The sequence below is a fragment of the Kosakonia sp. WA-90 genome (genome assembly GCF_039871955.1).
Lineage (GTDB): Bacteria > Pseudomonadota > Gammaproteobacteria > Enterobacterales > Enterobacteriaceae > Kosakonia > Kosakonia oryzendophytica.
Genome location: NZ_JBDPLJ010000007.1, coordinates 29,854 through 52,130, shown reverse-complemented (window position 1 = coordinate 52,130; position 22,277 = coordinate 29,854). Strand labels below are relative to the sequence as shown.

General features: G+C 45.9%; 23 protein-coding genes. 15 read left to right on the top strand and 8 right to left on the bottom strand.

What is annotated here, in order from left to right; genetic code table 11:
* Nucleotide 1: 1 nt before the first annotated feature.
* Nucleotides 2-2,464, top strand: a complete 2,463-nt coding sequence (locus ABGA49_RS13340; RefSeq protein ID WP_347665661.1) for a DEAD/DEAH box helicase — start codon at nucleotides 2-4, stop codon at nucleotides 2,462-2,464.
* Between the two features lie 164 nt (nucleotides 2,465-2,628).
* On the opposite strand, the gene ABGA49_RS13335 is transcribed toward ABGA49_RS13340, so the two are convergent.
* From ABGA49_RS13335 to ABGA49_RS13325, 3 genes are read right to left on the bottom strand one after another with little or no spacing between them, the layout of a single operon-like run.
* Nucleotides 2,629-2,964, bottom strand: a complete 336-nt coding sequence (locus ABGA49_RS13335) for a hypothetical protein (protein WP_347665660.1) — start codon at nucleotides 2,962-2,964, stop codon at nucleotides 2,629-2,631.
* 35 nt (nucleotides 2,965-2,999) lie between these two features.
* The gene (locus ABGA49_RS13330) at nucleotides 3,000-3,359 is read right to left on the bottom strand and encodes an acyl-CoA dehydrogenase (RefSeq protein ID WP_347665706.1); all 360 of its coding nucleotides are present in this window, start codon (nucleotides 3,357-3,359) and stop codon (nucleotides 3,000-3,002) included.
* Between the two features lie 14 nt (nucleotides 3,360-3,373).
* Nucleotides 3,374-3,901: a hypothetical protein gene (locus tag ABGA49_RS13325; RefSeq protein ID WP_347665659.1), complete on the bottom strand. Its 528-nt coding sequence runs from the start codon at nucleotides 3,899-3,901 to the stop codon at nucleotides 3,374-3,376.
* 180 nt (nucleotides 3,902-4,081) lie between these two features.
* On the opposite strand from ABGA49_RS13325, the gene ABGA49_RS13320 reads away from it, so the two are divergent.
* The 5 genes from ABGA49_RS13320 (at nucleotide 4,082) to ABGA49_RS13300 (ending at nucleotide 7,131) form a co-directional block, all read left to right on the top strand.
* On the top strand, nucleotides 4,082-4,456 hold the full coding sequence (locus ABGA49_RS13320; protein ID WP_347665705.1) for a helix-turn-helix transcriptional regulator: 375 nt from the start codon (nucleotides 4,082-4,084) through the stop codon (nucleotides 4,454-4,456).
* Nucleotides 4,457-4,695: 239 nt separating this feature from the next.
* Complete coding sequence (locus ABGA49_RS13315; RefSeq protein WP_347665658.1) at nucleotides 4,696-5,115, top strand: DUF2787 family protein; 420 nt, start codon at nucleotides 4,696-4,698, stop codon at nucleotides 5,113-5,115.
* Between the two features lie 120 nt (nucleotides 5,116-5,235).
* A complete protein-coding gene (locus ABGA49_RS13310; protein WP_347665657.1) occupies nucleotides 5,236-5,697 on the top strand; it encodes a hypothetical protein in 462 nt (153 codons plus the stop codon).
* A 2-nt stretch (nucleotides 5,698-5,699) separates the two neighbouring features.
* Entirely contained in the window at nucleotides 5,700-6,152 is a 453-nt protein-coding gene (radC, locus tag ABGA49_RS13305) for a DNA repair protein RadC (protein WP_048993054.1), read from the top strand.
* A gap of 46 nt (nucleotides 6,153-6,198) precedes the next feature.
* The gene (locus tag ABGA49_RS13300) at nucleotides 6,199-7,131 is read left to right on the top strand and encodes a site-specific integrase (RefSeq protein ID WP_347665656.1); all 933 of its coding nucleotides are present in this window, start codon (nucleotides 6,199-6,201) and stop codon (nucleotides 7,129-7,131) included.
* Nucleotides 7,132-7,171: 40 nt separating this feature from the next.
* Here ABGA49_RS13300 and ABGA49_RS13295 read toward each other — a convergent pair whose 3' ends face one another.
* Nucleotides 7,172-7,699, bottom strand: coding sequence for a hypothetical protein (locus tag ABGA49_RS13295; protein WP_335256182.1), 528 nt, complete (start codon nucleotides 7,697-7,699; stop codon nucleotides 7,172-7,174).
* A 274-nt stretch (nucleotides 7,700-7,973) separates the two neighbouring features.
* Between ABGA49_RS13295 and ABGA49_RS13290 the strand changes: the two genes are divergently transcribed.
* From ABGA49_RS13290 to ABGA49_RS13280, 3 genes are all read left to right on the top strand, one after another.
* Nucleotides 7,974-8,180 (top strand): AlpA family phage regulatory protein, encoded by a 207-nt coding sequence (locus ABGA49_RS13290; RefSeq protein WP_335256181.1) that lies wholly within the window; start codon nucleotides 7,974-7,976, stop codon nucleotides 8,178-8,180.
* On the top strand, nucleotides 8,177-9,055 hold the full coding sequence (locus ABGA49_RS13285; RefSeq protein ID WP_347665655.1) for a hypothetical protein: 879 nt from the start codon (nucleotides 8,177-8,179) through the stop codon (nucleotides 9,053-9,055). The genes ABGA49_RS13290 and ABGA49_RS13285 overlap by 4 nt, the downstream gene beginning before the upstream one ends.
* 162 nt (nucleotides 9,056-9,217) lie before the next feature.
* Nucleotides 9,218-10,894, top strand: coding sequence for a DUF927 domain-containing protein (locus ABGA49_RS13280; RefSeq protein WP_347665654.1), 1,677 nt, complete (start codon nucleotides 9,218-9,220; stop codon nucleotides 10,892-10,894).
* Between the two features lie 42 nt (nucleotides 10,895-10,936).
* On the opposite strand, the gene ABGA49_RS13275 is transcribed toward ABGA49_RS13280, so the two are convergent.
* Complete coding sequence (locus tag ABGA49_RS13275) at nucleotides 10,937-11,464, bottom strand: hypothetical protein (RefSeq protein WP_347665653.1); 528 nt, start codon at nucleotides 11,462-11,464, stop codon at nucleotides 10,937-10,939.
* A gap of 1,016 nt (nucleotides 11,465-12,480) precedes the next feature.
* Here ABGA49_RS13275 and ABGA49_RS13270 point away from each other — a divergent pair.
* On the top strand, nucleotides 12,481-13,953 hold the full coding sequence (locus tag ABGA49_RS13270) for a hypothetical protein (RefSeq protein WP_347665652.1): 1,473 nt from the start codon (nucleotides 12,481-12,483) through the stop codon (nucleotides 13,951-13,953).
* A gap of 140 nt (nucleotides 13,954-14,093) precedes the next feature.
* Here the strand turns inward: ABGA49_RS13270 and ABGA49_RS13265 are convergent, their stop codons facing one another.
* The gene (locus ABGA49_RS13265) at nucleotides 14,094-14,978 is read right to left on the bottom strand and encodes a LysR family transcriptional regulator (protein ID WP_347665651.1); all 885 of its coding nucleotides are present in this window, start codon (nucleotides 14,976-14,978) and stop codon (nucleotides 14,094-14,096) included.
* A 130-nt stretch (nucleotides 14,979-15,108) separates the two neighbouring features.
* Here ABGA49_RS13265 and ABGA49_RS13260 point away from each other — a divergent pair, with 130 nt between their 5' ends.
* Both ABGA49_RS13260 and ABGA49_RS13255 read left to right on the top strand, forming a co-directional pair.
* Nucleotides 15,109-16,506, top strand: a complete 1,398-nt coding sequence (locus ABGA49_RS13260) for an amidohydrolase family protein (protein ID WP_347665650.1) — start codon at nucleotides 15,109-15,111, stop codon at nucleotides 16,504-16,506.
* A 14-nt stretch (nucleotides 16,507-16,520) separates the two neighbouring features.
* Nucleotides 16,521-16,994: a DMT family transporter gene (locus ABGA49_RS13255; protein WP_347665649.1), complete on the top strand. Its 474-nt coding sequence runs from the start codon at nucleotides 16,521-16,523 to the stop codon at nucleotides 16,992-16,994.
* 203 nt (nucleotides 16,995-17,197) lie between these two features.
* Here ABGA49_RS13255 and ABGA49_RS13250 read toward each other — a convergent pair whose 3' ends face one another.
* Nucleotides 17,198-18,091, bottom strand: coding sequence for a LysR family transcriptional regulator (locus tag ABGA49_RS13250; protein WP_045514379.1), 894 nt, complete (start codon nucleotides 18,089-18,091; stop codon nucleotides 17,198-17,200).
* Between the two features lie 106 nt (nucleotides 18,092-18,197).
* On the opposite strand from ABGA49_RS13250, the gene ABGA49_RS13245 reads away from it, so the two are divergent.
* From ABGA49_RS13245 to ABGA49_RS13235, 3 genes are read left to right on the top strand one after another with little or no spacing between them, the layout of a single operon-like run.
* A complete protein-coding gene (locus ABGA49_RS13245) occupies nucleotides 18,198-19,613 on the top strand; it encodes a coniferyl aldehyde dehydrogenase (protein WP_045514376.1) in 1,416 nt (471 codons plus the stop codon).
* Between the two features lie 16 nt (nucleotides 19,614-19,629).
* Nucleotides 19,630-20,310 carry a type 1 glutamine amidotransferase domain-containing protein gene (locus ABGA49_RS13240; protein ID WP_045514375.1) on the top strand — a complete coding sequence of 227 codons (681 nt, stop codon included), beginning with the start codon at nucleotides 19,630-19,632 and terminating at the stop codon, nucleotides 20,308-20,310.
* A 29-nt stretch (nucleotides 20,311-20,339) separates the two neighbouring features.
* Nucleotides 20,340-20,741 carry a glutathione S-transferase gene (locus tag ABGA49_RS13235; RefSeq protein ID WP_072051672.1) on the top strand — a complete coding sequence of 134 codons (402 nt, stop codon included), beginning with the start codon at nucleotides 20,340-20,342 and terminating at the stop codon, nucleotides 20,739-20,741.
* Between the two features lie 347 nt (nucleotides 20,742-21,088).
* On the opposite strand, the gene ABGA49_RS13230 is transcribed toward ABGA49_RS13235, so the two are convergent.
* Nucleotides 21,089-22,144 carry an AraC family transcriptional regulator gene (locus tag ABGA49_RS13230; protein ID WP_045514373.1) on the bottom strand — a complete coding sequence of 352 codons (1,056 nt, stop codon included), beginning with the start codon at nucleotides 22,142-22,144 and terminating at the stop codon, nucleotides 21,089-21,091.
* Nucleotides 22,145-22,277: the final 133 nt, after the last annotated feature.

The window sequence follows — 22,277 nt, the reverse complement described above, 5'->3', positions numbered from 1 at the left end:
TATGCGTGACATCACTATCAGACGTCTTTTAAATACGCCATTTAAAGATCTCTATTCTGCTTTTTTATTAGGGAATAAATTATCACAGAAAGAATATACTAAATTGCTAGCAGTGGCAGTAGTTTTAATGAATCAACAATCTCTACATTTACGTCGGCTAGGATATCGAATAATACTATTGTATACAATCCAAACTAAAAATTATAACGCTTTATTTGATGTAAGTATTAATAATGGGTTGCTACCTATCTCCGCCTCTATTAGTAAAGATATTTCTGAGCAACAAAACCAGAAAACTTCCTTTTTCAGAGAGTTTATAGATAGTTATATTGACAATTTTAGAGATGAAGATATTGTCATGACGGAACAACAATTTCTAATGCGAGAATATGTGAGAGAACAGTATTCTGGGTCAGTAGTGATTGTCGCGCCTACTTCATATGGAAAGTCTGAGTTAATTATATCAGCGATAAAAGATCATCCATTCTCACGTATTTGTATCATTGTTCCATCGAAAGCATTACTAGCTCAAACAAAGAAGAGAATAATTAATGCTGATATAAATGACTTAGGTAAAGTAATCACCCATCCTGAAAGTTATAATGACAAAAATAACCCTCGTATATTTGTTCTTACTCAGGAGAGGTTAAATAGGCTATTGAGTCAAAATGATTCTGTTTATTTTGATATGGTATTTGTAGATGAGGCTCATAACTTATTGTCTGGGGATTCTAGGAATGAGTTGTTAGCGACGGTTCTTTGTATTTTATGGGCGAGAAATAATCAAACTTCGTTCAAGTTTTTAACGCCTTTTATTTGTGATGAATTAAATCTAAAAATTCGATATTTAAACTCACCTATTGGGAGTTTTAGAATAAATGAATATGTTAAAACTGAAAGATTCTACTTGTGCGATTTTAGAACTGACCGAGGAGATAATATTCTAAAGCAGTATGATCATTATCTTGATGTTTGGGTTGATTCTTTAACCAAATATAATAATCCATATGACCTTATCAAAGGTGAAGGATTAGCTAAGAATATAATTTATGCTAACAGGCCAAAAAACATTGAAAGGTTAGCTCAGGAGCTATCCTTAAGATTGCCAATAGTGGATTGCCCTTTAATTAAAAAAGCATGTGATGAACTTTCGTCAAGTTTTGATAAACAATATTTAATTATTGAATGTTTGCGTCATGGTATAGCATATCATCATGGTTCAATTTCTGATAATGTAAGATTATATATAGAAGATTTATTTTCGAAGTCCACTCAATTGAAATATTTAATTTGCAGTGCCACTTTGCTAGAAGGGGTAAATTTACCTATTGACCGGCTTTTTTTAATTGATAACCGAAAAGGACCTACTAACTTAACCCCATCCCAATTCAAGAATTTAGTCGGAAGAGTTAACCGTTTTAGCGAAGTTTTTTCTGCGCATGGTTTCAATACTATTGAAAGACTGGAATCTTGCGTTTATTTAGTCGGTATCGATAGTTTTACAACAAAGCGAGCAGATCTTGATGGTTTTTATCGTAGGGTAGTAAAAGTTGATAAGATTGAGAAGGACACAGTTACAAATGTTTTATTGGAAGCAACACAAATAAAAAATGGGATAAATCATGACTTGTATATAAATGCAGTAGAACGGTTGGAAAATTTGCATCCTGGGCTTGTTCAGGATGTTGAATGTCAGCAGGTTGTCACAGTTGTTGGAAGGCTTATTATCTCCAATAGTATTAATGAGATTGATGTTTTTACTTCTGAATTAAGTATACAAGAAAAAATTGATAGTTTTTACTCTAAATTTGGACTGGTAAAAACGACAAGTACTTTAATGGAAATTATAAAGCTTGCTTTTATTGATTTCATTGATGTTAGGTTCGGATATAAGGAGGTGTCACGTCTTAAAGAAGAAGCCGCGCGTAACTTTTATGCGATGTTATTAGATTGGAGAATGAATAAGATCACGATTAAACAGGTTATTTATAACTATATTCAATATTGGGATGACCGAGTTGCTAATGGCTTGAATAATTTTGTATATGTTGGAAAATGGGGGGATGTAAAATATGAAAATAGCCATCAAGAGCACTGGGTAAATATGGCAAAAAAATCTCGAAAGGATAAAATAAACTTAGCGATCGTAAGGCATAAAGAAGAAGATGATTTTATTGACCACAAAATTATTCGTTTCGTTGAGGTATTAAACTCATTGGATGTATTGGATGCGTCATTCTATAAACTGATTAAGTATGGAACAACAGATGCTTCAAAAATAAAACTTATTCAAGACGGCTTTAGTCGAGGTCTATCTGATATTATTGTAGATCGTTATGCAAACCATATATCTTTTTTAAATAATGAGGATATATTTGTTAGTCGTTCTCTTATTTCTGAAATGGTAAAGGCTAATGAAAATGAATTGATGGTTTTTGAAGCTAAAATGAATGTTAAGCTTTAATTAGTTCTGTTCAACTTGGTGGGATGGCTATACTGATTTGTTAGGTATTATAAAGTTATGGAGCGGTGGGCCTATTACATCCACCGCGATCGTTTTTAACCTCATTGAAAGGCGAAAAGTTGTATTCTATCTCAATACCTTTAAAAGGAGTATCATTGAAGAGATTACAAGCCAGAAACATTAATATAAAACTGCCCTTTGCCATCCTCTGTTTTCTGTATCCGGTATGTAATAGGCAATGAGTCTTTCATGTTTGGTTTGGCAAATGTAAGGTCAGCCGCACACTGGTAAATGTCAAGGTTTGACTCATGGCTTACCATCCTGACGTTTTCTACCGTAATCTGTACATCCTTATCCAGGGTCATTCCTTTCTCTATCGTTTTCCGTGCTATAGCTACGACCAGGTTCTTGGCGTCATCGCTATTGCATTTCGGTGTCTTATCGCCGCAGCCTACTATTAAACCCGCTGCAATCAGTAGCAGAAGTATATTTATTTTCATTTGTTGTTTCCCTTCAAATCAAAGTTGTCGTCTTATTATTTTTTGCTGTATTGGCCATCCATTAAGCCCGCCGCAGAAGCCCCGCAGTATCCTTCGCAACCACGAGTCATCACGCTGGTTTTCCCATTTTTCATTTCACTGAGCACGGCAACACACTGGCTGGAATTATCGTTCCAGACCCAACGGCGTTTCTGATTCTCACCAGCAGCTATTTGTTGTGCTGTACCGTCCATGTTGCAGATCCCTGAGCCATCTTTGGTTGATGCGTTGATGCTGAACTCCGCATTACCGTTCACTGGCTTTAGCGTTAAAACTGCACCGGGCTTAGCGTATTGAGCGGCGATTGTCGGGAAGGCTAAGGCTGTCAGTACTAATGCAGTAACAATTCTCTTCATCATTAAATATCCTGTTAGCTGATACGAATGTTTTTGGTGATTTTCCCCAGTGCCAGCGGTCTGCGTTTTTCCACAAAGAAATACACTACGTTGAAAGCTGATTTACGGTGATTCCCCCGACCCAGGGAGGGCCAGTTACGGAAAGATTCGATCTGCTCTTCTGAATAGGGCGTGTCAGAAAAGTCAAACAGCACAAGCAGTGCTTTGCCGTCGTGCTTCATCAGTTTCTTCACTTCCGTGCTGTTTACGGTTGCGGAGACATTGGAACGAGCTGCTTTTGGCTTACGGACTGCAAACTCAACGGCGACATCGTCAATCACAAAGTCAATGAAACCATGCCCGGATACCGTTCCAGGTAGCCTGCTTTTAACTTCTGGCGAGACGTTATCCGCAAACCAACCCAGTAAATAGCAACGTACTAATGGCAATAATTCCCGCTCGCTGCATTCATTCAGACGCAGTGTTTTGACAAATTCACGCCGGTAAAGGGAGCTGAAAAAGTACTCAAAGCAATCCGTTATCTCAGTAATGGTGGTTGCCACAATGTTCCCCTTTCTGTCCACCTTTGTTCTAAGGCTCATCTGCTGGTCACTCAGCTCGTCAGTCCTAGTCTTGTTTGGTCTATAAGTGAGTATTTGTTGGATTTTAAGGTCATTAGTGATGTTCATGCAAGAGTAAAAAAGACCCAAACTTCCGCTTATGGACGGACGGGAGAATAAATGATGGTTAAACTGGTGGCAGATTCAGCTGATAAGCTGGTAGGACAGCGTATTCAGAGCAGACGTAAAGAAGCCGGGTTAACCGCAGCTGAACTTGCAGAAATTATCGATATATCGCAGCAACAACTTTCCCGCTATGAACGAGGAACGAATAAGATCAATGTTGCGCATTTAGTTAAAATTGCAATGTCTCTAAAGACACCAATAAGTTGGTTCTTTATTGATTGCATGGATGATCTGAATGTTTCTGATATCCCGTCTGACTATCTATCTGGGCTCGATAAAGAATTAAAACAACGCCTCGATCAAGTCTGGAACAAATTGGATTACGGCAAAAGGAAAAGCCTCCTCCTGTTTTTAGATGAATTCATAAAATAAATTTAAAATTAGTTTCTATGCGAAATTATTTGCTTTAGAAGTATATTCCTGGTAAAATGTCATTACTGGATAGTGTCATATTATTCAGTAACTGATGTATAAACTAATAGCCAACTTAATGTTTCATTTTATATCCCTTCTGGCGGGAGGACGTCTATCGTCTGAAAAGTCAGTACGGGTTAGGGTTAATTAGTGGTTTGTATCATCAATCCAAACGCATATTTACCGGAATAAATACGATGAATATTATCCGTCAGGAAGGGCTGTTCATGCCCGTAAGTCAGGAACTTATTAATATTATACTGGCTGAACTCAGTAAAAAGCCGCCAGTTAAACCGAATATTCGTGCTGTCACATTGCTGTTCAAAGATATCAATTACAGTGCTAAGAATGGTGGTTTTCACCCGGTCGAAATAAGGCTTATTTCCCGCAACGATGAATGGTATTTCGATTACATCACTGACTTCAAATATATGGGGACAGACCCGGAGCTCGAAAAGGAAATCGATATCAGCTGGAGCCAGCGCTATGTCTTCCTGTCCTATGCCGGTGATTTACCCCCAGGGGAAGGGCGTGACATTTTTGCACTCTGGCAAAGAAACTTCGTTCATTACCACTTTCTGAATATCTACACCCTCACCGTTATGTGGGAAAGCTAATCCCGCCACACTGACAGCTAATTATTGATGGAGACATTATCTGTGACTGTTAACAGAGGGATACACGCGTCTGTACAGGGAGAGCTTGACTGTCTTTGCGGCGCGTACTGTGTGGTGAATATGCTGAGCTGGCTGTATGACGGTCGGGTGAAGCGAAAACCACTCATGAACCGACTTCTTCAGGCCTATCAGCAACGCTGGCCTTTGCATGAATGGCTGGCCGAAGGGATAGATGAAAACCGGCTCGACTGGCTGATTACGCAGGTACTCCGGAAAGGCCACTACCACCGCCAGTTTCCGGTCCAAATAACCAAACCTTTCGACGGAAGTCGCGGTCTTGTGGAAGGGCGGGTTTTCAGTGAAATGAGGCGGTTTCTGGCGGTCACAGACCACTCCCGGCTGATTATGCTCAGCGACCAGTTTCACTGGTCCCTTATCACCAGAATGGACGAAGAAACGCTCTGGTTCTTCGACAGCAACGGGCGAACCTCCATGCCCCGCAAAGCCTTCTCCTTACGTGCTGGTGCGACCCGCCGCCAGTTGTTTCCCGAAGCCATTTACTTCATCGAACGGGAGTTCTGAACATGACGACGTTTACTCTGCGTGAAACCCGCATCCTGGACCAGGCGCGCGACATTATCAGCCGGTGCTACCAGCGTGGCGTTCAGCTTTGCTCTCCTGATGATGTACGACGGTGCGTAATGTATGAAATGGCCCTGCTGGAGCATGAGGAGTTTGGCATTATCCTGCTCGATAACCAGCACCAGTTTCTGCATCGGGAAATGCTGTTCCGGGGCTCGTTAAATACGGTCAGCGTTCATCCCCGGGAGGTAATCAAGCGGGTACTCAGGCATAACGCCGCCGCTGTCATCCTTGTGCATAACCACCCCAGCGGCGAGGCTGAACCCAGCAAGTGCGATATCCAGATAACTAAGCGGCTGCAGGAGCTACTGCAAATGCTGGATGTGCGGTTGCTGGACCACTTTATTGTGGCCGGGGCTGAGACGGTGTCACTGGCTGAACGAGGGCTGGTGTGATGCGGACAGTTACCTGGTTTAATACATGTTATAACAGGTTAAACGCATGAGAAGGGTTGCGCTGCGCCAGGTCACGCCGGTGGTGGAAACCACCGTGCTGGATGCCTATATCGGCGGTCTTGCTCCGTCGGGACGGAGGGGTATCACCAGCCTGTTAAACCGTAGCGCCAGCATACTCAAACGCGGAGCGGATGCGTCTAGTTATCCCTGGGAGCAACTTAGCTTCGCCGCTGTCGCTAAAGTACGCGCGGCACTGCTGGATAACGGTTACGCCGTGTCGTCGGTCAACATGGCGTTGTCAGCACTCCGGGGCATTGCGCAGACGGCCTTTAACCTCAATTGCCTGGAGGCGGACACCCTTGCCCGTATCCGGGCAGTTAAGCGCGTCAATGGCGATAACCAGCGCAAGGGGAGGGCACTCAGCCGGGAGGAGGTTCGTGCACTCATTCGGGCCGCTAAACGGCATCCGCAACATATCCGCTGTTGTCGTGATGTTGCCATTGTCATGACACTTTGCGGTGCGGGTTTGCGGGCCGGGGAACTGGTCTGCCTTGAACGCCGGGACTATGACAATGGCATTCTTACAGTGAGACAGGGGAAGGGGCGTAAATACCGGGAGATACACGTTGCGGCAGCGGTAGATAAAGCCATCCGCGCATGGATTAAAGCCAGTGGCGTGAAAGAGGCCGGGGATGCATTGTTTAACCGCATTCAGCGCAACGGCAGGGTTGCCAGCCAGCCGCTGACAACAACCGGTTTAACCGGCATCCTGGAGCAGTTACAGCATGACGCAGGCATTACGCGTTTTACTCCTCACGATATGCGCAGGACTTTCATTACGCGCTTGTTAGAGCAGGATGTGGATATTAATACCGTACGCCAGCTGGCAGGGCACAGCGACATATCCACGACTACCCGCTATGACTATCGTGGTGAAAGTATGAAAATCAGTGCTAGCAGACGGATTAGGTGCTGGTAATAGCTAATATAGTTCGTCCTGTAACTGGGTCCGCGCGAAACTAACGCACACTTTTCGCTCCCGGCCTTCTTTTTCGTTGTCCGCGCTCGTTCAGTTCCACCAGGTGTTCTCTCAGCAGTTGGGTGGGCTGCCCATCACGGGTAATAAGTGCAGTCACATCACGGTTAAGCCAGCGTGATGGCTTCCGGACCGCGGCAGTCAGAGGCTTGTCTGCGAACAGGTCATCCGGGGTGGGAAATTGCGCCCGATTGAAATAAGCCACCATCTGTGCTGTTGTGCTGCCGTTATTTTTTAGCGTAGTTATGCGCTGGTAAATCCCATATAGGGTCTGGGCTTTAACCGTTTTGGGGGGAGGCAGGATATCGTAGAGGGGATGGTTTTCGAGGGACTTTTCAAGCAGATTATAGGCCAGTTCAATGCAGTAGCTCAGGGTTATATTCAGCGGTTCACCACTCTTTTTATCTTCTTCTACCCAGTCAGGATAGAGCTGCGAAGCAATTATTCTCAGCTTTCTTAGGGAATCTGCTCCAATTTCAGGATAAACCGGTATTAAATTCTCATCGGACATAATACTAGCCCCTTCATTAGTGGGTTATTCTGATTTTGTTTTTCAACAATATGCTGCATCAATCACCAAGTGGCCTGAGAAAAAAATTATAAATATTTATTTATAAAAATCAAATGATTAACTTTTTGGGTTTTTTACATGATTTTTTTCAAAACATTGATGTTTAATCCGCAAACGATTGCTCTGGAAGGGATTGATCTATTCTTACTTTTTACCTACGGAACCCCCTAAAAACCATGGTTTAGGATACTCCCATCAGATTTCAGGAGGAACCATGGCAATAAAACGTGTTTTGAAAATTCATGATGTCTTGTACCGCTGTGGCATTTCAAGATCATCTGTTTATAGATTAATGTCTAAAGGACACTTTCCTTCGCAGCTTCGTCTGTCACCAGAAGGTCGTAGTGTCGGTTGGCTCGAAGAAGACATAGAAACATGGATTTCTGGCCGTAAGTCTGTCAACGATGGAAAATTCACATGAAAATTCTATCAGCGAAGAGACAAGGAGCGGTGATTCAGCATCCAGATAACCTGCGATTTAAGAAGCTTGCAAAAGAGATTAAAAGGCTGCTTCCTAAGTTTGAGACTATCAATGATGCCTGCGAAGAAAAATCAAAGCGTATAAAATCATTACGAATTACTGGAAGGCGGCTGGCTAAAAGGGACTATCTAAAACTGGCAATAAAGCTTGAAAATTGTTGGCCTGGAGAACCTTGTGGAAGTGCTGCATGTCCCGAATGCTTCAGACGACACCGGTTGGAAATAATTGGAGAGGTACTTCGTTTATGTAATAAACGCAAGAAATGGCGAAGTGCGACCCTGATTTTCTATCAGGATGCGTTTAGTGATGATCAATTATTAAAATGGAGACTCGATACATTAATAGCACGACTTAAACGTTGGTTAAAAGAGTGCGGTTTTTCTGCAATGGTGATTGGCGGGTTTGAAATGGATTTTCATATGGATATTAATAAATGGGTGCCGCATTTTCATCTCATTATTCAAAATGACAAACAGGCTATTAGAAACCTTCGTGCCAGGATGAAAAATAAGAGGAATATGAATACGCGAAAAAATGTAATAAACCGCCCTATGCTCGTGAGTAACTTAAAAAATCCTGTACGACAGGTGAGTTATCGGTTTAAAGCTATCTGGTGGCGAGTCGAATCAATACAGTATGATGATTATTATATACAAGGCGGTAAGGAAAGAAAAAGGAAGCGCTGGACAAAAAAGTATCGTCTGCTGAGTAAGCAACATGCTGATTCTCTTCTTATGTTAGATTCTCTTGGGATCGCAGAGTTAACCTTTATGTATAAGGTAAGGAAGTATGGTGATCATTTGATAATGAAGTAAGAAAATAATTTATTGGCGAATGAGCCAATTGCATAATATTTCGGTCGTTATTCAAAAAATAATCTTGTATGAGAAATCATACTGGGGATCCCGTTCACCATAATTATGATGCCAATCATAGTAATGGTGAACGGGATCTTTAAATACAATATAGGAAAGTAAATGAAAAAATATAAAGAGAAATTAAATCAAAAAGAAGAAGTGTTATTTGTTAAATTACTGGCGCGCACAAGGATTTCCGAATTATGCCCGGTTGCATACCGGCTTATTAAAGTAACTGATTCGCAAGGGCTGGAGTCAACTCGTGTACTTGTCCCTTCGGCAGCGTTAGTGAGTGTTCTGGAGTTGAAAAAAAACTTACTAAAATTTGGACACAATCCTGATGTCAGTAAAGAATATTGGGTTCGGGCCCATCAAGAAATTGTCAAGGAAACAGATAAAATAATCACATTGTGTTATAAACCTGGTTTTTATGGTGATGCTTATTTACGCGCTAATGATAAAATTATTGGCAACGTTAAGGGGGATAAACCAATATTACACCCCAACGCGAAAAATCATTTACCAGTCGAAGAAAAACTGGGGACATTAAATTTATGGAAAGCGAATGTTGCTCCATATGCATTGCACAGCTCGCGTATTTTGCTGGCTCTGTGCTGTGGTTACTCCGGCTTTATTCTCAATCTCTTAGGTATAGAAGGCGGTGGATTTCATTTATGGGGGATGAGCAGTATAGGGAAAACCTCCAGTGCGTACATGCTGGCGTCATTAGCCGGAGCACCTAAAGATGTTGTCGTGTTATGGAACAACACAGACAAAGGACTTGAGGAGATAGCCGTTGCACATAATGACAGCTACCTTGTCCTTGATGAGTCGAAGCTGTTAGATAAAGACTTGCTGACAGCCGCTAAAGTTATGCAAAACCGTGTGTATACGCTTTCTGGAGGGAAAGGAAAAACACGCTCGTCAATGTATGAGAACAAAGTTGCTGAATGGCAGGTAAGTATTTTCAGTACGGGTGAGTGCAGCCTCCAGCAACTGGCTGTTTCAGGAAAAGTTGAACGTCTTGAAGGTGAAAATGTCCGTGTAATTGATGTTCCTGCGGATGCTGGGCATGGAATGGGTATCTTTGAATCGCTGCCAGAAGGTATTAAATCAGCTAACGAGCTTGTCCATGCAATCAAAGATGCAACTCATAGCTATTATGGCTCAGCCAAGCCCGCATATTTAAAACGTCTGGTTGAGGACTATCAGAATGAACCTGTTAAGCTTAAACGTACATTAGAAAAAGGAATTGCGTTTTTTTTAGAAAAAAACAATGTTGACCTTAACTCGGGCATAAAGGTCAGGTTTGCCAAACGCTTCGCTGTTGCCTATGTAGCGGGCTGCGTGGCGATAAAATATGGAGTATTACCATTTACAAAACAAGATATTCTGAATGGTATCTCAAAGTGTTACCATGATTCATTGGATAAGCCATGCTCACCAGAACCTGATGTTTCTACGTTATTGCCAGCGGAGATTCTAAGTATTTTTAAATCTGGCGAGAAATTGAATGTAATTAATATTGACGGGTTGAATAAAGATCTTATTAAAAATACACCTGTTGTTATTTGCGAGGTGAAAAAGAAAAAGGTACTTGCTATTGATGCAAAAATAATCAATGAGATTATGAGTTTGAAAACACGTAAAGTAGTGCTTCGGAGTTTAACTCAAAAAAATATATTGTTGTCAGATAGTCAAAAGGAATACAGTACTGTACAAATCAGTTATGAAGGGAAGGTAATAGATCGGCGTTATTGCTTTGTCCTGAGTAAATTGACAGAGTTCACTAAATGAGTAAATAAAAACAGGCCTGGTAAAACAGGCCTTTTTATTTTGTCACATTTTTTCTCTAAAGATTTTTGCAACCTTGTTGTAGTTGTCAATAAGCTCATTCAACAATTTTTCAATGCTAATGTTTTCTTCACTTTTACTGTTCGATTCGATAAATCGATTAAAAAAATCTTGAACTGACGGTTCTAAACTATGTTTTTTTTCAGCAATTAAATCTTCCAGTGTTTCACGCGGGACGACAGAGAATCTGGCAGTGGTATCGGCAATAGCATTATCGATAGCTTTCTGCTTTTTGTTATCTTTAATTTTCCCAAACGCTCTGAACATGCGTTCAACATTACTGGCAGAGTTCACAGCCCTTACATTATGCATCCGAGTTTGGGGTGTAGGTTCATATGGGCCATAGATAACTACATTTTCGACATCAGGGCCAAGAACTCTCATCTTCCACTGCTTGAATGTTTCTCCCTCAACAATGCCTGGTACTTTGGTAAGGTGTGGCTGTCCATCAAAATCTACAACCACCGAGTGACTCTTTAGGATTTGATAACAGTAACGTTCTTTAGCTGCCATGCGATTCCCTCCCTTAGGACATTTTAGTAGCCATATTGCCATAACGGAGTTTTCACGCAACAAGGTTTGTTGATGAGCTTTTCGCTGAAATCGTTCAAAGAGGATATCGGGAGGGTATGTAGATGCGTTAACTCGCCTAGTTGCTGAAAATGGGTGATCAACACTACTCAGCACTGGCAGGCTAACTATGATGAAAACATTTAGCGCTTTGAAAAAAGTGATTTAGTGATTTAGTGATTGCGGCTTTGTAGGCGAACCTGGTTTCTGGCTGTGCAATTCTGCATTCAACGCAGAGTCGGGTTGCGGTTCTTCATCAGCAATTCATCCCTAAGCAAGGGGGCAGTCCGCTTCGTCATCAGCCTGTTGTACGGAGGCCAGTCCGGCAGATTCAGAGGCCAGTTACTTCACTGATTAATCGGTTAACAGGCAGAACTGAAATGAGTGACCTGCAAAAAAACACCCTTCCAGACCGCCCAACGTTGCCGGATTTTGACCTAGTAGACCAGCTAACTACCGCTGCTGTTTAGTGTCCGATTCGCATCTCGTACAATGGTAGGGGGAAATCGGCGATGGTTTCCCCTTATTCTGATGGTTGCAAGGAGCGGCGGTTTTGAGCAAATTCGAGGTTTCAAAAGAATAAAACCAGAGAATAACATGTGTCTACAACCGCTATTGAATATCACTGGGAGGAAGTTGCACCGCTTAATAACCGGTAACGTTTTACGTATCCGCTAATCCCATTCTGACCAAGCTGATATTTAATCGCTATTTACGTCTACAAGGTATATAGACGTATCTATTATGCTCTGTATACACTCTATCTCTATATTATTGTATATATATCATTACATACTATAGCCATTATCCAGTATCAGCTATCATGAGGCTCCAGCCTCCAATATTATAATCATTATCCAGCATCTGAACCTTGTTGGGTTCACACAAGATTTGCGTAATTCAGTTGTAAATAAATGGGGTCAGGGCATGGTGCTTTGATCTCAATATACAGGTGAATTATGAAACCATACATTACGCATAACAATATCCTAGTGACAGATTCAACGCTGGACTATTTCAAGTCGGTCGTTTTCAGTATTCCTTATAATGGTGTGCCAAGTTTACGGCGTCCATTTTTTCGCAATATAGCTGTATTTCTTCAGCATGTTATATGTGTGGCTACCTGTAGTCGTAAGAATAAGAAGAAAGCAAAGATTAAAGCGAATAAAAAATGGTCTTATTCTGTGCCAGTGCCGTTTGAGCTGGGTAGGGATAAACTTCCCGGAGTATTTAAGAAAAGTGGGCCAGCCTATGATCGTGCAATGGAGGCATTGGCAACCGCGGGAATTATCAAGCTAACCGGGTATTCAAATACTAACCATTTATGCCGGGAATATGCTGTTTCTCAACGAGTCCTACGTAAGTTGTTTGGTAACGATCGCGAGGCATACCTTAGCCGTAAGGATCGTTACCATTATCTGACAGACATTTTCACCAAGCGTAAAAGCTACTCATTTGATGATCTGATTGGAGTTGCGATCGACCGTGGGCAGCATGCTAAACACAAGCAGTCTAAACGCGATATCCCTAACGCTGCCTTCAGGGAGTTGGTAGTGAGTGTCTGGAACAACCTTGAGCCGCTTGAAATCAATCTGGATGCACTGCTGGATTACTATAACGAGAATCCCACGAAGAAGAACAAAATATTTATTTTCAACTTCCTGTCGCGACTGGCTGAAACAGGTGTGGAACTGGTGAAAGAGTCACCGTTAACGGTAGCTTACAGGCAATCGTATAAAACTGCGTACATTGGCGGGAGATCCTTTGAAGTTGGTACTGGCTTTCAGAGCTTGCCCTCTGGTATGAAGTGGGTGTGTCTGGCGCGTGGTGTCAATTATGACATCAAGGGATGCCAGCTTGAGATTCTGCGGCATGAGCTGTTGAGTATTGGTATTTCGGCCAAGTCTCTGGAGGTGCTGGAAACGAGCTATATCTGCCGGGTACTACGTATTGCGGAAGAACTGGTTAAGCAATTTCGGTTTTCCAGTGTATTCAATGCTGGTGTTGTTACCCTATCACTTAAATCCAGCACAAGACGCTTATTGAATCGTGAACTAGGTAAGGCAGAGGCTGAAAGAGTCTTGAAGCAATGGAAACGCCTTCTGAAGCCTTTACGGCGAGATTTGGCTTTTTTGCTGGATAGTTACGAGGCCAAAGCAAAAACCAATCGTTACGGTAAATGCGTTACTAATGCGGTAGGGCAGCCTTACAACATCACCTGGAAAGATAAGGCATCACGTAAACGCTGGAAGTCGGATGTGATGCGCCGAAAATTGTTGTCGCACATGTTACAGGGTCTGGAAAGCCGCGCTGTATATGATTACGTCATCAGCCACAAGGGGGTATGCGCACTGGAGCACGATGGATTTGTTTCATACGAAGAAGTAACTGACTGGGCGCATCCATACCTTTTGATTGAGAAAAAGCATTAAAGGGCCATTTAGTTAGCTGAGGCTCATCACCGGTTGATAAACTCAGCGTTATGACCTCTTGCCCGAGGATCAACATAGCCAGAGATAAGGAACGTCTGCTCTGAGCGAAAAGCAGACGTTCGCACATCGTAGCGGCAAATTTAAATGATTCCGGCTACCCAGTCCGCAAAAGCACGTACCGTGGGAGAAAGGAAGCGTTGATGTGGGTACAGCAAGGTAACCGGGACTGAAGGCGGCTGCCATTCAACCAGAACCTCGACCAGCGTTCCCTTCTGCAGATGTTCAGACACAATATTCTCAGCAAGCTGCGCAAGCCCGAAACCTTCAAGACACATTTTGATATAAATCCCTGTTTCGTTAACGGCCGCATCACCTTTAACGGGGACGAAAAACGATTCAGTACCACGCGTAAAACGCAGTTCATTCTTTCGTCTTCCCGAAGCGGAAAAATAATGGATCGCTCGATGCTCCGATAATGCTTCTGGCGTCTCAGGGATACCATATTCCCTGAGATAGTCCGGAGAGGCGCAGGTTACCCAGCGAAACCGCCCAAGCGGTCGGGCAACCAGCGTGGAGTCAGTTAATTCTCCGGTTCTGATGACACAATCCACGCCTTCTTGTACAAGGTCAACTTGCCGGTCGCTTATGCCAATCATCAGATAGATATCCGGGTAGAGCCGGTAGAAGTCTTTAAGATTTGGCATCACGATGAACTGGGCGATCCCCCCAGGCATATCCACCCGTAGCCGACCCTGAGGTCGCCTGAGAGAATCGGTCAGGCTGGATTCAGTGTGTTCAATTAACGACAAGATCTCCCGGCACCGGGCAAGATACTGCAGGCCTTCAGGGGTGAGGCTCACTCGTCTTGTCGTCCGATTAAGCAGACGCACCTGCAGATATTTCTCCAGATTTTTAATCGTGCTGGTGACGGTGGAAGAAGGTAGCGACAGTGTTTCTGCTGCGCGTACAAAGCTTCCGGCCTCAGCTACACGTAAAAAAACCTGCATCGCCTGTATCCGATCCATTGTCCTGCTCCGTGCAAAGCGTGAATCTTATTATTCGTAAATTATGAATTATGAAAACAGTTTAAACATCTTTTTGGGTTAAATGTCATGACGTATCGTTTCCCCATAATTCAGGAATGAGGCAACGTTAATGACCGATTACATCAGAAATATTGTTAAAAACCAGACTGTAACACCGCCAGCGACCTTGATTCGTGGCGCAACGGTGCTGAGCATGGATGAGAGCATCGGTAATATTGAACGCGGTGATATTCTTATCACCGGATCAACCATTACCGCGGTGGGAAAGAATCTTGACGTACAGGGTGCCCATATCATTGATGCCACGAACATGATTGCTATGCCGGGCATGGTCGATTCTCATCGCCACTCATGGGAAGGACAGCTGCGCCGCATCAACCCGAATGCAACCTGCCTGGAAGACTACAGCAATGCCACGCACTTTTCGTTTGCGAAATACTATCGCCCGTCTGATATTTATGTCGGTAACCTGCTGACTGCTCTCGGTGCTATTGATGCAGGTATCACCACCATCATTGATAATTCGCACAACAGCCGCACAGCTGAACACTCGGACGCTGCCGTGGAGGCCCTGCTTGATTCAGGCATTCGTGCCATTCATGCCTCCGGTGCCCCGGTATCAGGAGAATGGGACAGAGCACACTGGCCGGGTAATTGGCAGAGACTGCAGGAGAAGTATTTCCGGAACAACCCTGAAAGCCTGGTGTCTCTCGCAGTCATGGCACAGCTGGAGCCGGAATTATGGACTGAAGCCCGCCGACTGGGGCTACCCATTGTCACTGAATTCTTTGGGGCTGAAATGAGCGCCGAGCTTGAATCGTTGCATCAGCAGGGCTTACTGGGACCGGACAATATTTTCAATCACTGCACAGCGCTGCCGGACGAGGGATGGAAAATTCTCAGGGAAGCCGGTGTCCGGGTGAATGTCTGTCCGCGCTCTGATTCGCACTATGGCATCGAAAGCGGGATGTTCGCTATTGAGGCCGCGCTGCGTCATGGTATCAAACCTGGCCTTAGCGTTGACAATGAAACCTCATACAGCACCGACATGTTTATGGAAATGCGCGTGGCATTTTACCTGCAGCGTGTTATGGGCATGCATAAGCAGCACTGCTGTGGCTCAGACCATTCGCTGACAACGCTCCCGGCAGCGCAGCTTCTCAAGGCAGCGACCGTCGACGGCGCCTACTGTGCAGGGCTGCAGAACAAAGTAGGTAGCCTGACGCCAGGCAAACAGGCTGACATGATCCTTATTAATGCCGGCGACATAAACCTCTATCCGAACGGAAACGCCTTCGGCACGGTGGTACATGCCACGGAACGCAGCAACATTGATACCGTCATGATCGGCGGGCGCATCGTTAAGCAGAACGGCAAAGTGCTGGGTGTCGACAGCGACCGCCTTCGCGCCGCCATTGATGAATCTCGCGAGCACCTTTTTGCGGCAGCAGGGTATAAGCCAGACATTTTTGCGGAAAAATTCCTGCCGCTGGTCCAGGCAAACTGACAGAGGCGAACGACATGAGCGCGATTTATTATGTGATAGCTTTTGCAGCAGGTCTGGGTATTACCCTTCAGACGACACTGAACAGTCAGCTTGCTAAAGGGCTCGGAGGGGATCCGGTCACCGCCGCGTTGTTTTCCTTTGCTGCCGGGGCGTTCAGCCTCGGAATTTACTCTCTGCTGCGTGGAGGGCTATTCATCTCCCTTGCAGCTATTCCTTCGCAGCCTGTATGGAGCCTGATGGGCGGACTGATCGGTGCCTGCGCATTATTCAGCTATGTCGTGCTCGCACCAAAAATCGGTTTTTCAGCCCTGCTCGGGCTGGCGATTGTCGGGCAGCTACTCTCGTCACAGGTGATCGACCATTTTGGCCTGCTGGGCGCGGTAAGGCGGCCAGTCTCGTTGCTGAGGCTGGGAGGAATGCTGGTCATGCTGGGCGGTCTCGCCATCATGCTTTTCGGCGATCGGCTCTCTGCACGTTTTCTACAGTAAAGCCTTTACCTTACCTGGATATCATCAGGGAAGCTAAACGAAATTTTGAGCACAATTATAACAAAGTCCGCTACTGGCACAAAATAGTCGATTGCGAGGCTGCTAAGTCTGCTTTGAGCGAAAAGCGGAAGTTGCGAGTTATCATTAATAGTCATTGCTGGTCACTTAAATGACGTCTACCGAAGCCGTGGCGATAAAGTTTTCTATAGTTCCTTAAGCTTAAGTTCTGACAACAATACTCTTTTAGCCCATGCTACACGCGGCTGGCGCAACGATGCGGGCATCCAGATCAGGTTGTAAATGATAGTGGTACTGCCCACTGGTGGCGAAATTGCCATCAATTCACCACGCTTTAGCTGCTCCCGGCACAGGTATTCTGGCAATACCGTCCAGCCAAACCCTTTGGTTAGCAGACTTCGAAGGGCGCGCAGATCCTGACCCACAGCTGCCGGCAGGGTTCCCGGCGCGGCAATGCCATTTTTCTCCATCCAGTTATCAATCAACGACAGATCGAGATTGTAAGCAAGTAGCGGTTCCACACTGAGCGCTGCGGGAAGTGAGTCGGTCTGCATCAGGCGATGGAATACTGCCGGACTTGCTACAGCCAGCACATTGTCGGCATAGATCACCTCACTCCTCAGACGATCGTCGGTTACCGGGTGCGCCGAAATCCCCAGTTCGCAGTGCCCCTCCAGCAACATTTTCGTAACTTGCGGCCCGTCCCCGGTATGCATTCGTACACGAACGTCGGCCTCAAGCAGTGGCCGCAGACCTTCGGGAAGCTTTTCCGCCATAAAATCGGCATGGCCAATGATCTGCAACGTACCGGCAATTCCGGACGACCGCGCTCGCGCAGTGGCCAGCGCCGCTTCTGCTGCATCCAGCTTATTACCAATATCTGCCGCAAGCTCGTCCGCTGCAGAAGTGGGCACCACGCCGTGCGTCTGTCTTTCAAACAGTGCCTTCCCCACCGCCGATTCCAGACCGGCGATGTGCTGCGACACCGCAGGTTGCGTAAGATTTAGCACTTTAGCGGCAGAGGTGATCGAACGCTGACGGTAAACCTCAACAAATGTTCTCAGGCGAATCAATGACATAATTTACTCATAAAAATATTTATACCCATAACAAAATAGCCTTGTTAGCCCCGGAACACCAGAACTGTCAAGCTTCTCCCATCGCAACCGAACACGGAATATGACAATGTCGAATAACTTCAGCACCGGGCTTCAGGCGCAGCTCACAGCCCTGAAAAACGCGCATCTGCAGGCTGGACCCGCCAGCGCAGCCTTGCGCAAAGATCGCCTGCTGCGTGCAGCGAAACTGCTCACAGAGAATCACCAGGCGATTAATGTGGCGCTTAATCGCGACTTCGGTCACCGCAGTGAATATCAGTCGCTAATCGTAGATGTCGCGACCACCGTCACCATGCTGCGCCACGCCGCAGAGCAGGTCAGCGAGTGGATGGAACCGGAGCACGTTGCGGCGCCCTACCCGGGGATGCAGGCATGGATTGAGCAGCAACCGCTGGGCGTGGTGGGTATCATCAGCCCGTGGAATTTCCCGATTAATCTGGCGTTCGGGCCGATGGCGGGGGTGTTTGCTGCGGGCAATACCGCTATGCTCAAACCGTCTGAACTGACGCCGCACACCTCTGAACTGCTGGCGGAATTGATCCCTCAGTACTTTTTCCCGGATGAACTGTGCGTGGTGCTGGGTGATGCCGATGTCGGCCAAGCATTCAGCGCCCTGCCGTTTGATCATCTAATTTTCACCGGTAGCACTGCCGTCGGTAAACATGTTATGCGCGCCGCAGCAGAAAACCTGGTGCCCGTCACCCTCGAACTTGGCGGTAAATCGCCGGTGTTTATCGATAAAGATGCCGATATGGCGCAGGCAATTGCCCGCACACTGACCATCAAAACCTTTAATGCCGGGCAGATCTGTCTGTCACCCGATTACTTGCTGGCACCACAGAAGAGAGTTGAGGCTCTGGTCGACGCGGCACGGACGTTTATGGCGACAAGTTTCCCGGCAGTTCAGATGAACCCGGACTACACTGCGATCATCAGCCCGCGCCATTTTGAGCGTCTGCTGACACTACTGGAGGATGCGCGCAGTAAAGGTGCCACCATCATCAGCCTGGCACCTGCAGGTGAAGCGGATTTTGACGCCACCTCACGCAAAATTGCCCCGCACCTGGTGCTCGATGTCGACGACAGCATGCTTATCATGCAGGAAGAGATATTTGGCCCGTTGCTGCCAGTGAAAACTTTCACGGAGAGCAACGAGGCGCTGAACTGGATCAATGCGCATCCGCGCCCACTTGCGGCGTACTACTTCGGGAACGATAAGGCGAGCCAGAATACCTTTATAGCAAACACAACATCTGGCGCAGCAGTGATTAACGATGTGATGACCCATGCCGCCATCGACAGCCTGCCATTTGGTGGTGTCGGGGCATCCGGAATGGGAGCCTACCACGGAATACACGGTTTCAGACGCTTCAGCCATCAGAAACCGGTGGTGGTACAAAACGAGGACGGTGCATCTAACCTGCGTCTGCGTGCCCCCTATAAGAATAAAACCGCCGATATCATCGCGTTTTTACAAAGCTAATTTTCAGGAGAGAGCAATGAAAATATTAATGGTTCTGACTTCACACAGTGAACTGGGCAATACTGGTAAGAAAACGGGGTTCTGGCTGGAGGAGTTTGCCGCCCCGTACTACGTCTTTAAAGACGCTGGCGCCGAGGTGGTGCTGGCCTCTCCGGCGGGCGGCCAACCGCCTCTGGATCCCAAAAGCGATCTTCCTGAATTTCAGACTGCAATGACCGACCGGTTTAAAAATGACACTGATGCCCAGTTTTTACTGGCGCACACTCAGCAACTCAGCGAGATCAAAGAGCAAGATTTTGATGCGGTATTTTATCCTGGCGGTCATGGTCCATTATGGGATCTCGCGGAATCGCCTGTCTCGATTGCGCTGATAGAAGCATTTAATCGTTCAGATAAACCGATGGCATTTGTGTGCCATGCACCGGGCGTACTACGCCATGTGAAGGGTGTGCAGAGTGCACTGCTCATCAAAGATCGCCATGTTACAGGCTTTACCAACAGCGAAGAACAGGCTGTCGAGTTGACCGATATCGTCCCTTTCCTGATTGAAAATGAATTTATTACTGCAGGCGCTCACTACAGTAAGGGAAGCGACTGGATGCCCTATGTGGTGGAGGATGGCAATCTGGTCACGGGGCAGAACCCTGCCAGCTCAGAGGCTGCGGCCGCAACCCTGCTACGCAAAATACAGCCTTGAGTTCCGCAATGACGATCACATGACATCATTTGAATAACTCCCGTTCAGCCAGAATTTTATGGCTACTGGAAGAGGCAGGACTGCCGTATGACCTAATCCGTTATCAGCGAGATCCTGTCTCCCACTTAGCTCCAGACTCCCCGAAGGGCATCCGCCCGTTGGGTAAATCACCGGTACTCGAGGTGGATGGCAATGTCATCGTGGAGTCAGGGGCGATTGTGGAATATCTGATTGCACACTGTGCCCCACATCTGGCTCCGCCAGCTGATTCCCCGGCGTTTATTGAATACCTGCAGTGGATTCATTTTGCCGACAGCTCTGCAATGCTGCCGTTACTGCCGAAGGTGTTCGGTGAGATTGAAATTGATACTGGCACAGGGCTCAACTTCCTGGAGGATTATGCGAATTCCGAGTTTGTCAGCTTTGGCTGATGAAATTCTGGAGGTGTGCCGCGCACGTCTTATCAGCCATGATGCACATAAGGATTGAATTTGCTGGCTACAGGATTTTGTTCTTTAGGTGCATTTAAATAAATCGCCAACGTCTGCTCCTGGCCCGGGTGCATGAAAAGTCAGCTATGAGCGAAGAGCTCTAGTTATGCGGGGGCAGGCCTGAATGCCAGAGATTTCTGGAATTAACGTTGCAAATCGTCTGGTTTGTGTTGCTTTGAAAAGTTACAGGTTATACGACAGAAACGTGCTCAATCGATTTTTAGCGGTACGTACAATCATCGGTATTAACTCCCCACGACGATGGATAATCATGAATTAACGTAGTTTTATTCAATTAAATTCCGCACGGCTTGCGGCGTCTTTCCCGTCCAGGCCTGGAAAGCACGGGCAAAGGAATTGGAATCTTCAAAACCCAGAAGAAAGGAAATCTCTGCACCCGACATATTCGTGTTACGCAAATAGTGATGAGCCAGTGACTCACGTACACGATCAAGTATTTGCTGGAATGATGTCCCCTCGTTTTGAAGCCTGCGCTGCAATGTCCGTGTGCTCACAGCGAGTTTTCGACTCACAGTCTGCATGGATACTTCCCCTGCGGGCAACGTCTCCAGCAACGTGCTGTGCACTCTTTCTGACATACCGGCCAGCTTATCTAAATCAGCCAGTCTCTGGCGTAAGGAAGGCTCAAAGAAAAGCCACATTTTGTGGTTTTCTGTCAGGAAGGGCTTATCCATATCCTCCCTTAAAAATACCAGAGTCGCCAGCGGACTGTTTGTCACTGTTGTACCGAAAAATGCCTCATAGGCGAGAGCATCATTGTTCCCCATTTCAGTAGCCTGGGGCCAGCTGACACGCAGTGGCTTCACGGCAGAGCGTGTCGCCAGACGAACAAGTTGTACAAAAAAAACCAGCTTAAAGATCAGGAACACCGTTGGGGGCTGCCCGGTGTTATCCATGAAATCAATTGAGACTGTCGTGTACATCTCCGTGTGGTCTACCGGGAATCGCATGGGGGCAATAAGTCTGACGTACTTTGCCATCCGTTCGAGCGCACAGTGCATATTTGAGCTACACAGTGCGGCAAAAAGTTCCGGATCGAACCAGTCCGACGACATCACCTTTGCTATTTGCAGGGCTGCAGGTATATCGGCATTGACAGACATGGCCTCATCTTCGATGGCAACCCAGAGTCTGTAAAAACTGTCCGCGTCTAAACGAACGTTCTGGCGCGTAAAGAGGTCGCCCGGCAGTTGTGCGCGACGCAGAACCGGCGAAGTCTCTATACCGGCATCCTGCATTAACAGACGCCAGCCAGGCCAGACTGAATAGTCCTGCATGGTGTCGTGTCGGCGGATAAGTTTGTGCGGTTTTTCTGTGTTCATTCACTCAGTCTATATCGCAAAAAACGCCTGCTCAATAGCAAAAGGCGCCATTTAACCTGACGTAATATTGGCGCCATTTGCTGAAAAAATGGCGTGTTTCGCTAGTGATGATGGTTGGCGTTAGCACCAGAAT

What these genes read in the sequence shown, in the direction of transcription:
- ABGA49_RS13340 (WP_347665661.1), top strand. Translation starts at nt 2, where the DNA reads ATGCGTGACATCACTATCAGACGTCTTTTAAATACGCCATTTAAAGAT.
- ABGA49_RS13335 (WP_347665660.1), bottom strand. Translation starts at nt 2,964, where the DNA reads ATGAAAATAAATATACTTCTGCTACTGATTGCAGCGGGTTTAATAGTA.
- ABGA49_RS13330 (WP_347665706.1), bottom strand. Translation starts at nt 3,359, where the DNA reads ATGAAGAGAATTGTTACTGCATTAGTACTGACAGCCTTAGCCTTCCCG.
- ABGA49_RS13320 (WP_347665705.1), top strand. Translation starts at nt 4,082, where the DNA reads ATGGTTAAACTGGTGGCAGATTCAGCTGATAAGCTGGTAGGACAGCGT.
- ABGA49_RS13315 (WP_347665658.1), top strand. Translation starts at nt 4,696, where the DNA reads ATGAATATTATCCGTCAGGAAGGGCTGTTCATGCCCGTAAGTCAGGAA.
- ABGA49_RS13310 (WP_347665657.1), top strand. Translation starts at nt 5,236, where the DNA reads ATGCTGAGCTGGCTGTATGACGGTCGGGTGAAGCGAAAACCACTCATG.
- radC (WP_048993054.1), top strand. Translation starts at nt 5,700, where the DNA reads ATGACGACGTTTACTCTGCGTGAAACCCGCATCCTGGACCAGGCGCGC.
- ABGA49_RS13300 (WP_347665656.1), top strand. Translation starts at nt 6,199, where the DNA reads ATGAGAAGGGTTGCGCTGCGCCAGGTCACGCCGGTGGTGGAAACCACC.
- ABGA49_RS13295 (WP_335256182.1), bottom strand. Translation starts at nt 7,699, where the DNA reads ATGTCCGATGAGAATTTAATACCGGTTTATCCTGAAATTGGAGCAGAT.
- ABGA49_RS13290 (WP_335256181.1), top strand. Translation starts at nt 7,974, where the DNA reads ATGGCAATAAAACGTGTTTTGAAAATTCATGATGTCTTGTACCGCTGT.
- ABGA49_RS13285 (WP_347665655.1), top strand. Translation starts at nt 8,177, where the DNA reads ATGAAAATTCTATCAGCGAAGAGACAAGGAGCGGTGATTCAGCATCCA.
- ABGA49_RS13280 (WP_347665654.1), top strand. Translation starts at nt 9,218, where the DNA reads ATGAAAAAATATAAAGAGAAATTAAATCAAAAAGAAGAAGTGTTATTT.
- ABGA49_RS13275 (WP_347665653.1), bottom strand. Translation starts at nt 11,464, where the DNA reads ATGGCAGCTAAAGAACGTTACTGTTATCAAATCCTAAAGAGTCACTCG.
- ABGA49_RS13270 (WP_347665652.1), top strand. Translation starts at nt 12,481, where the DNA reads ATGAAACCATACATTACGCATAACAATATCCTAGTGACAGATTCAACG.
- ABGA49_RS13265 (WP_347665651.1), bottom strand. Translation starts at nt 14,978, where the DNA reads ATGGATCGGATACAGGCGATGCAGGTTTTTTTACGTGTAGCTGAGGCC.
- ABGA49_RS13260 (WP_347665650.1), top strand. Translation starts at nt 15,109, where the DNA reads ATGACCGATTACATCAGAAATATTGTTAAAAACCAGACTGTAACACCG.
- ABGA49_RS13255 (WP_347665649.1), top strand. Translation starts at nt 16,521, where the DNA reads ATGAGCGCGATTTATTATGTGATAGCTTTTGCAGCAGGTCTGGGTATT.
- ABGA49_RS13250 (WP_045514379.1), bottom strand. Translation starts at nt 18,091, where the DNA reads ATGTCATTGATTCGCCTGAGAACATTTGTTGAGGTTTACCGTCAGCGT.
- ABGA49_RS13245 (WP_045514376.1), top strand. Translation starts at nt 18,198, where the DNA reads ATGTCGAATAACTTCAGCACCGGGCTTCAGGCGCAGCTCACAGCCCTG.
- ABGA49_RS13240 (WP_045514375.1), top strand. Translation starts at nt 19,630, where the DNA reads ATGAAAATATTAATGGTTCTGACTTCACACAGTGAACTGGGCAATACT.
- ABGA49_RS13230 (WP_045514373.1), bottom strand. Translation starts at nt 22,144, where the DNA reads ATGAACACAGAAAAACCGCACAAACTTATCCGCCGACACGACACCATG.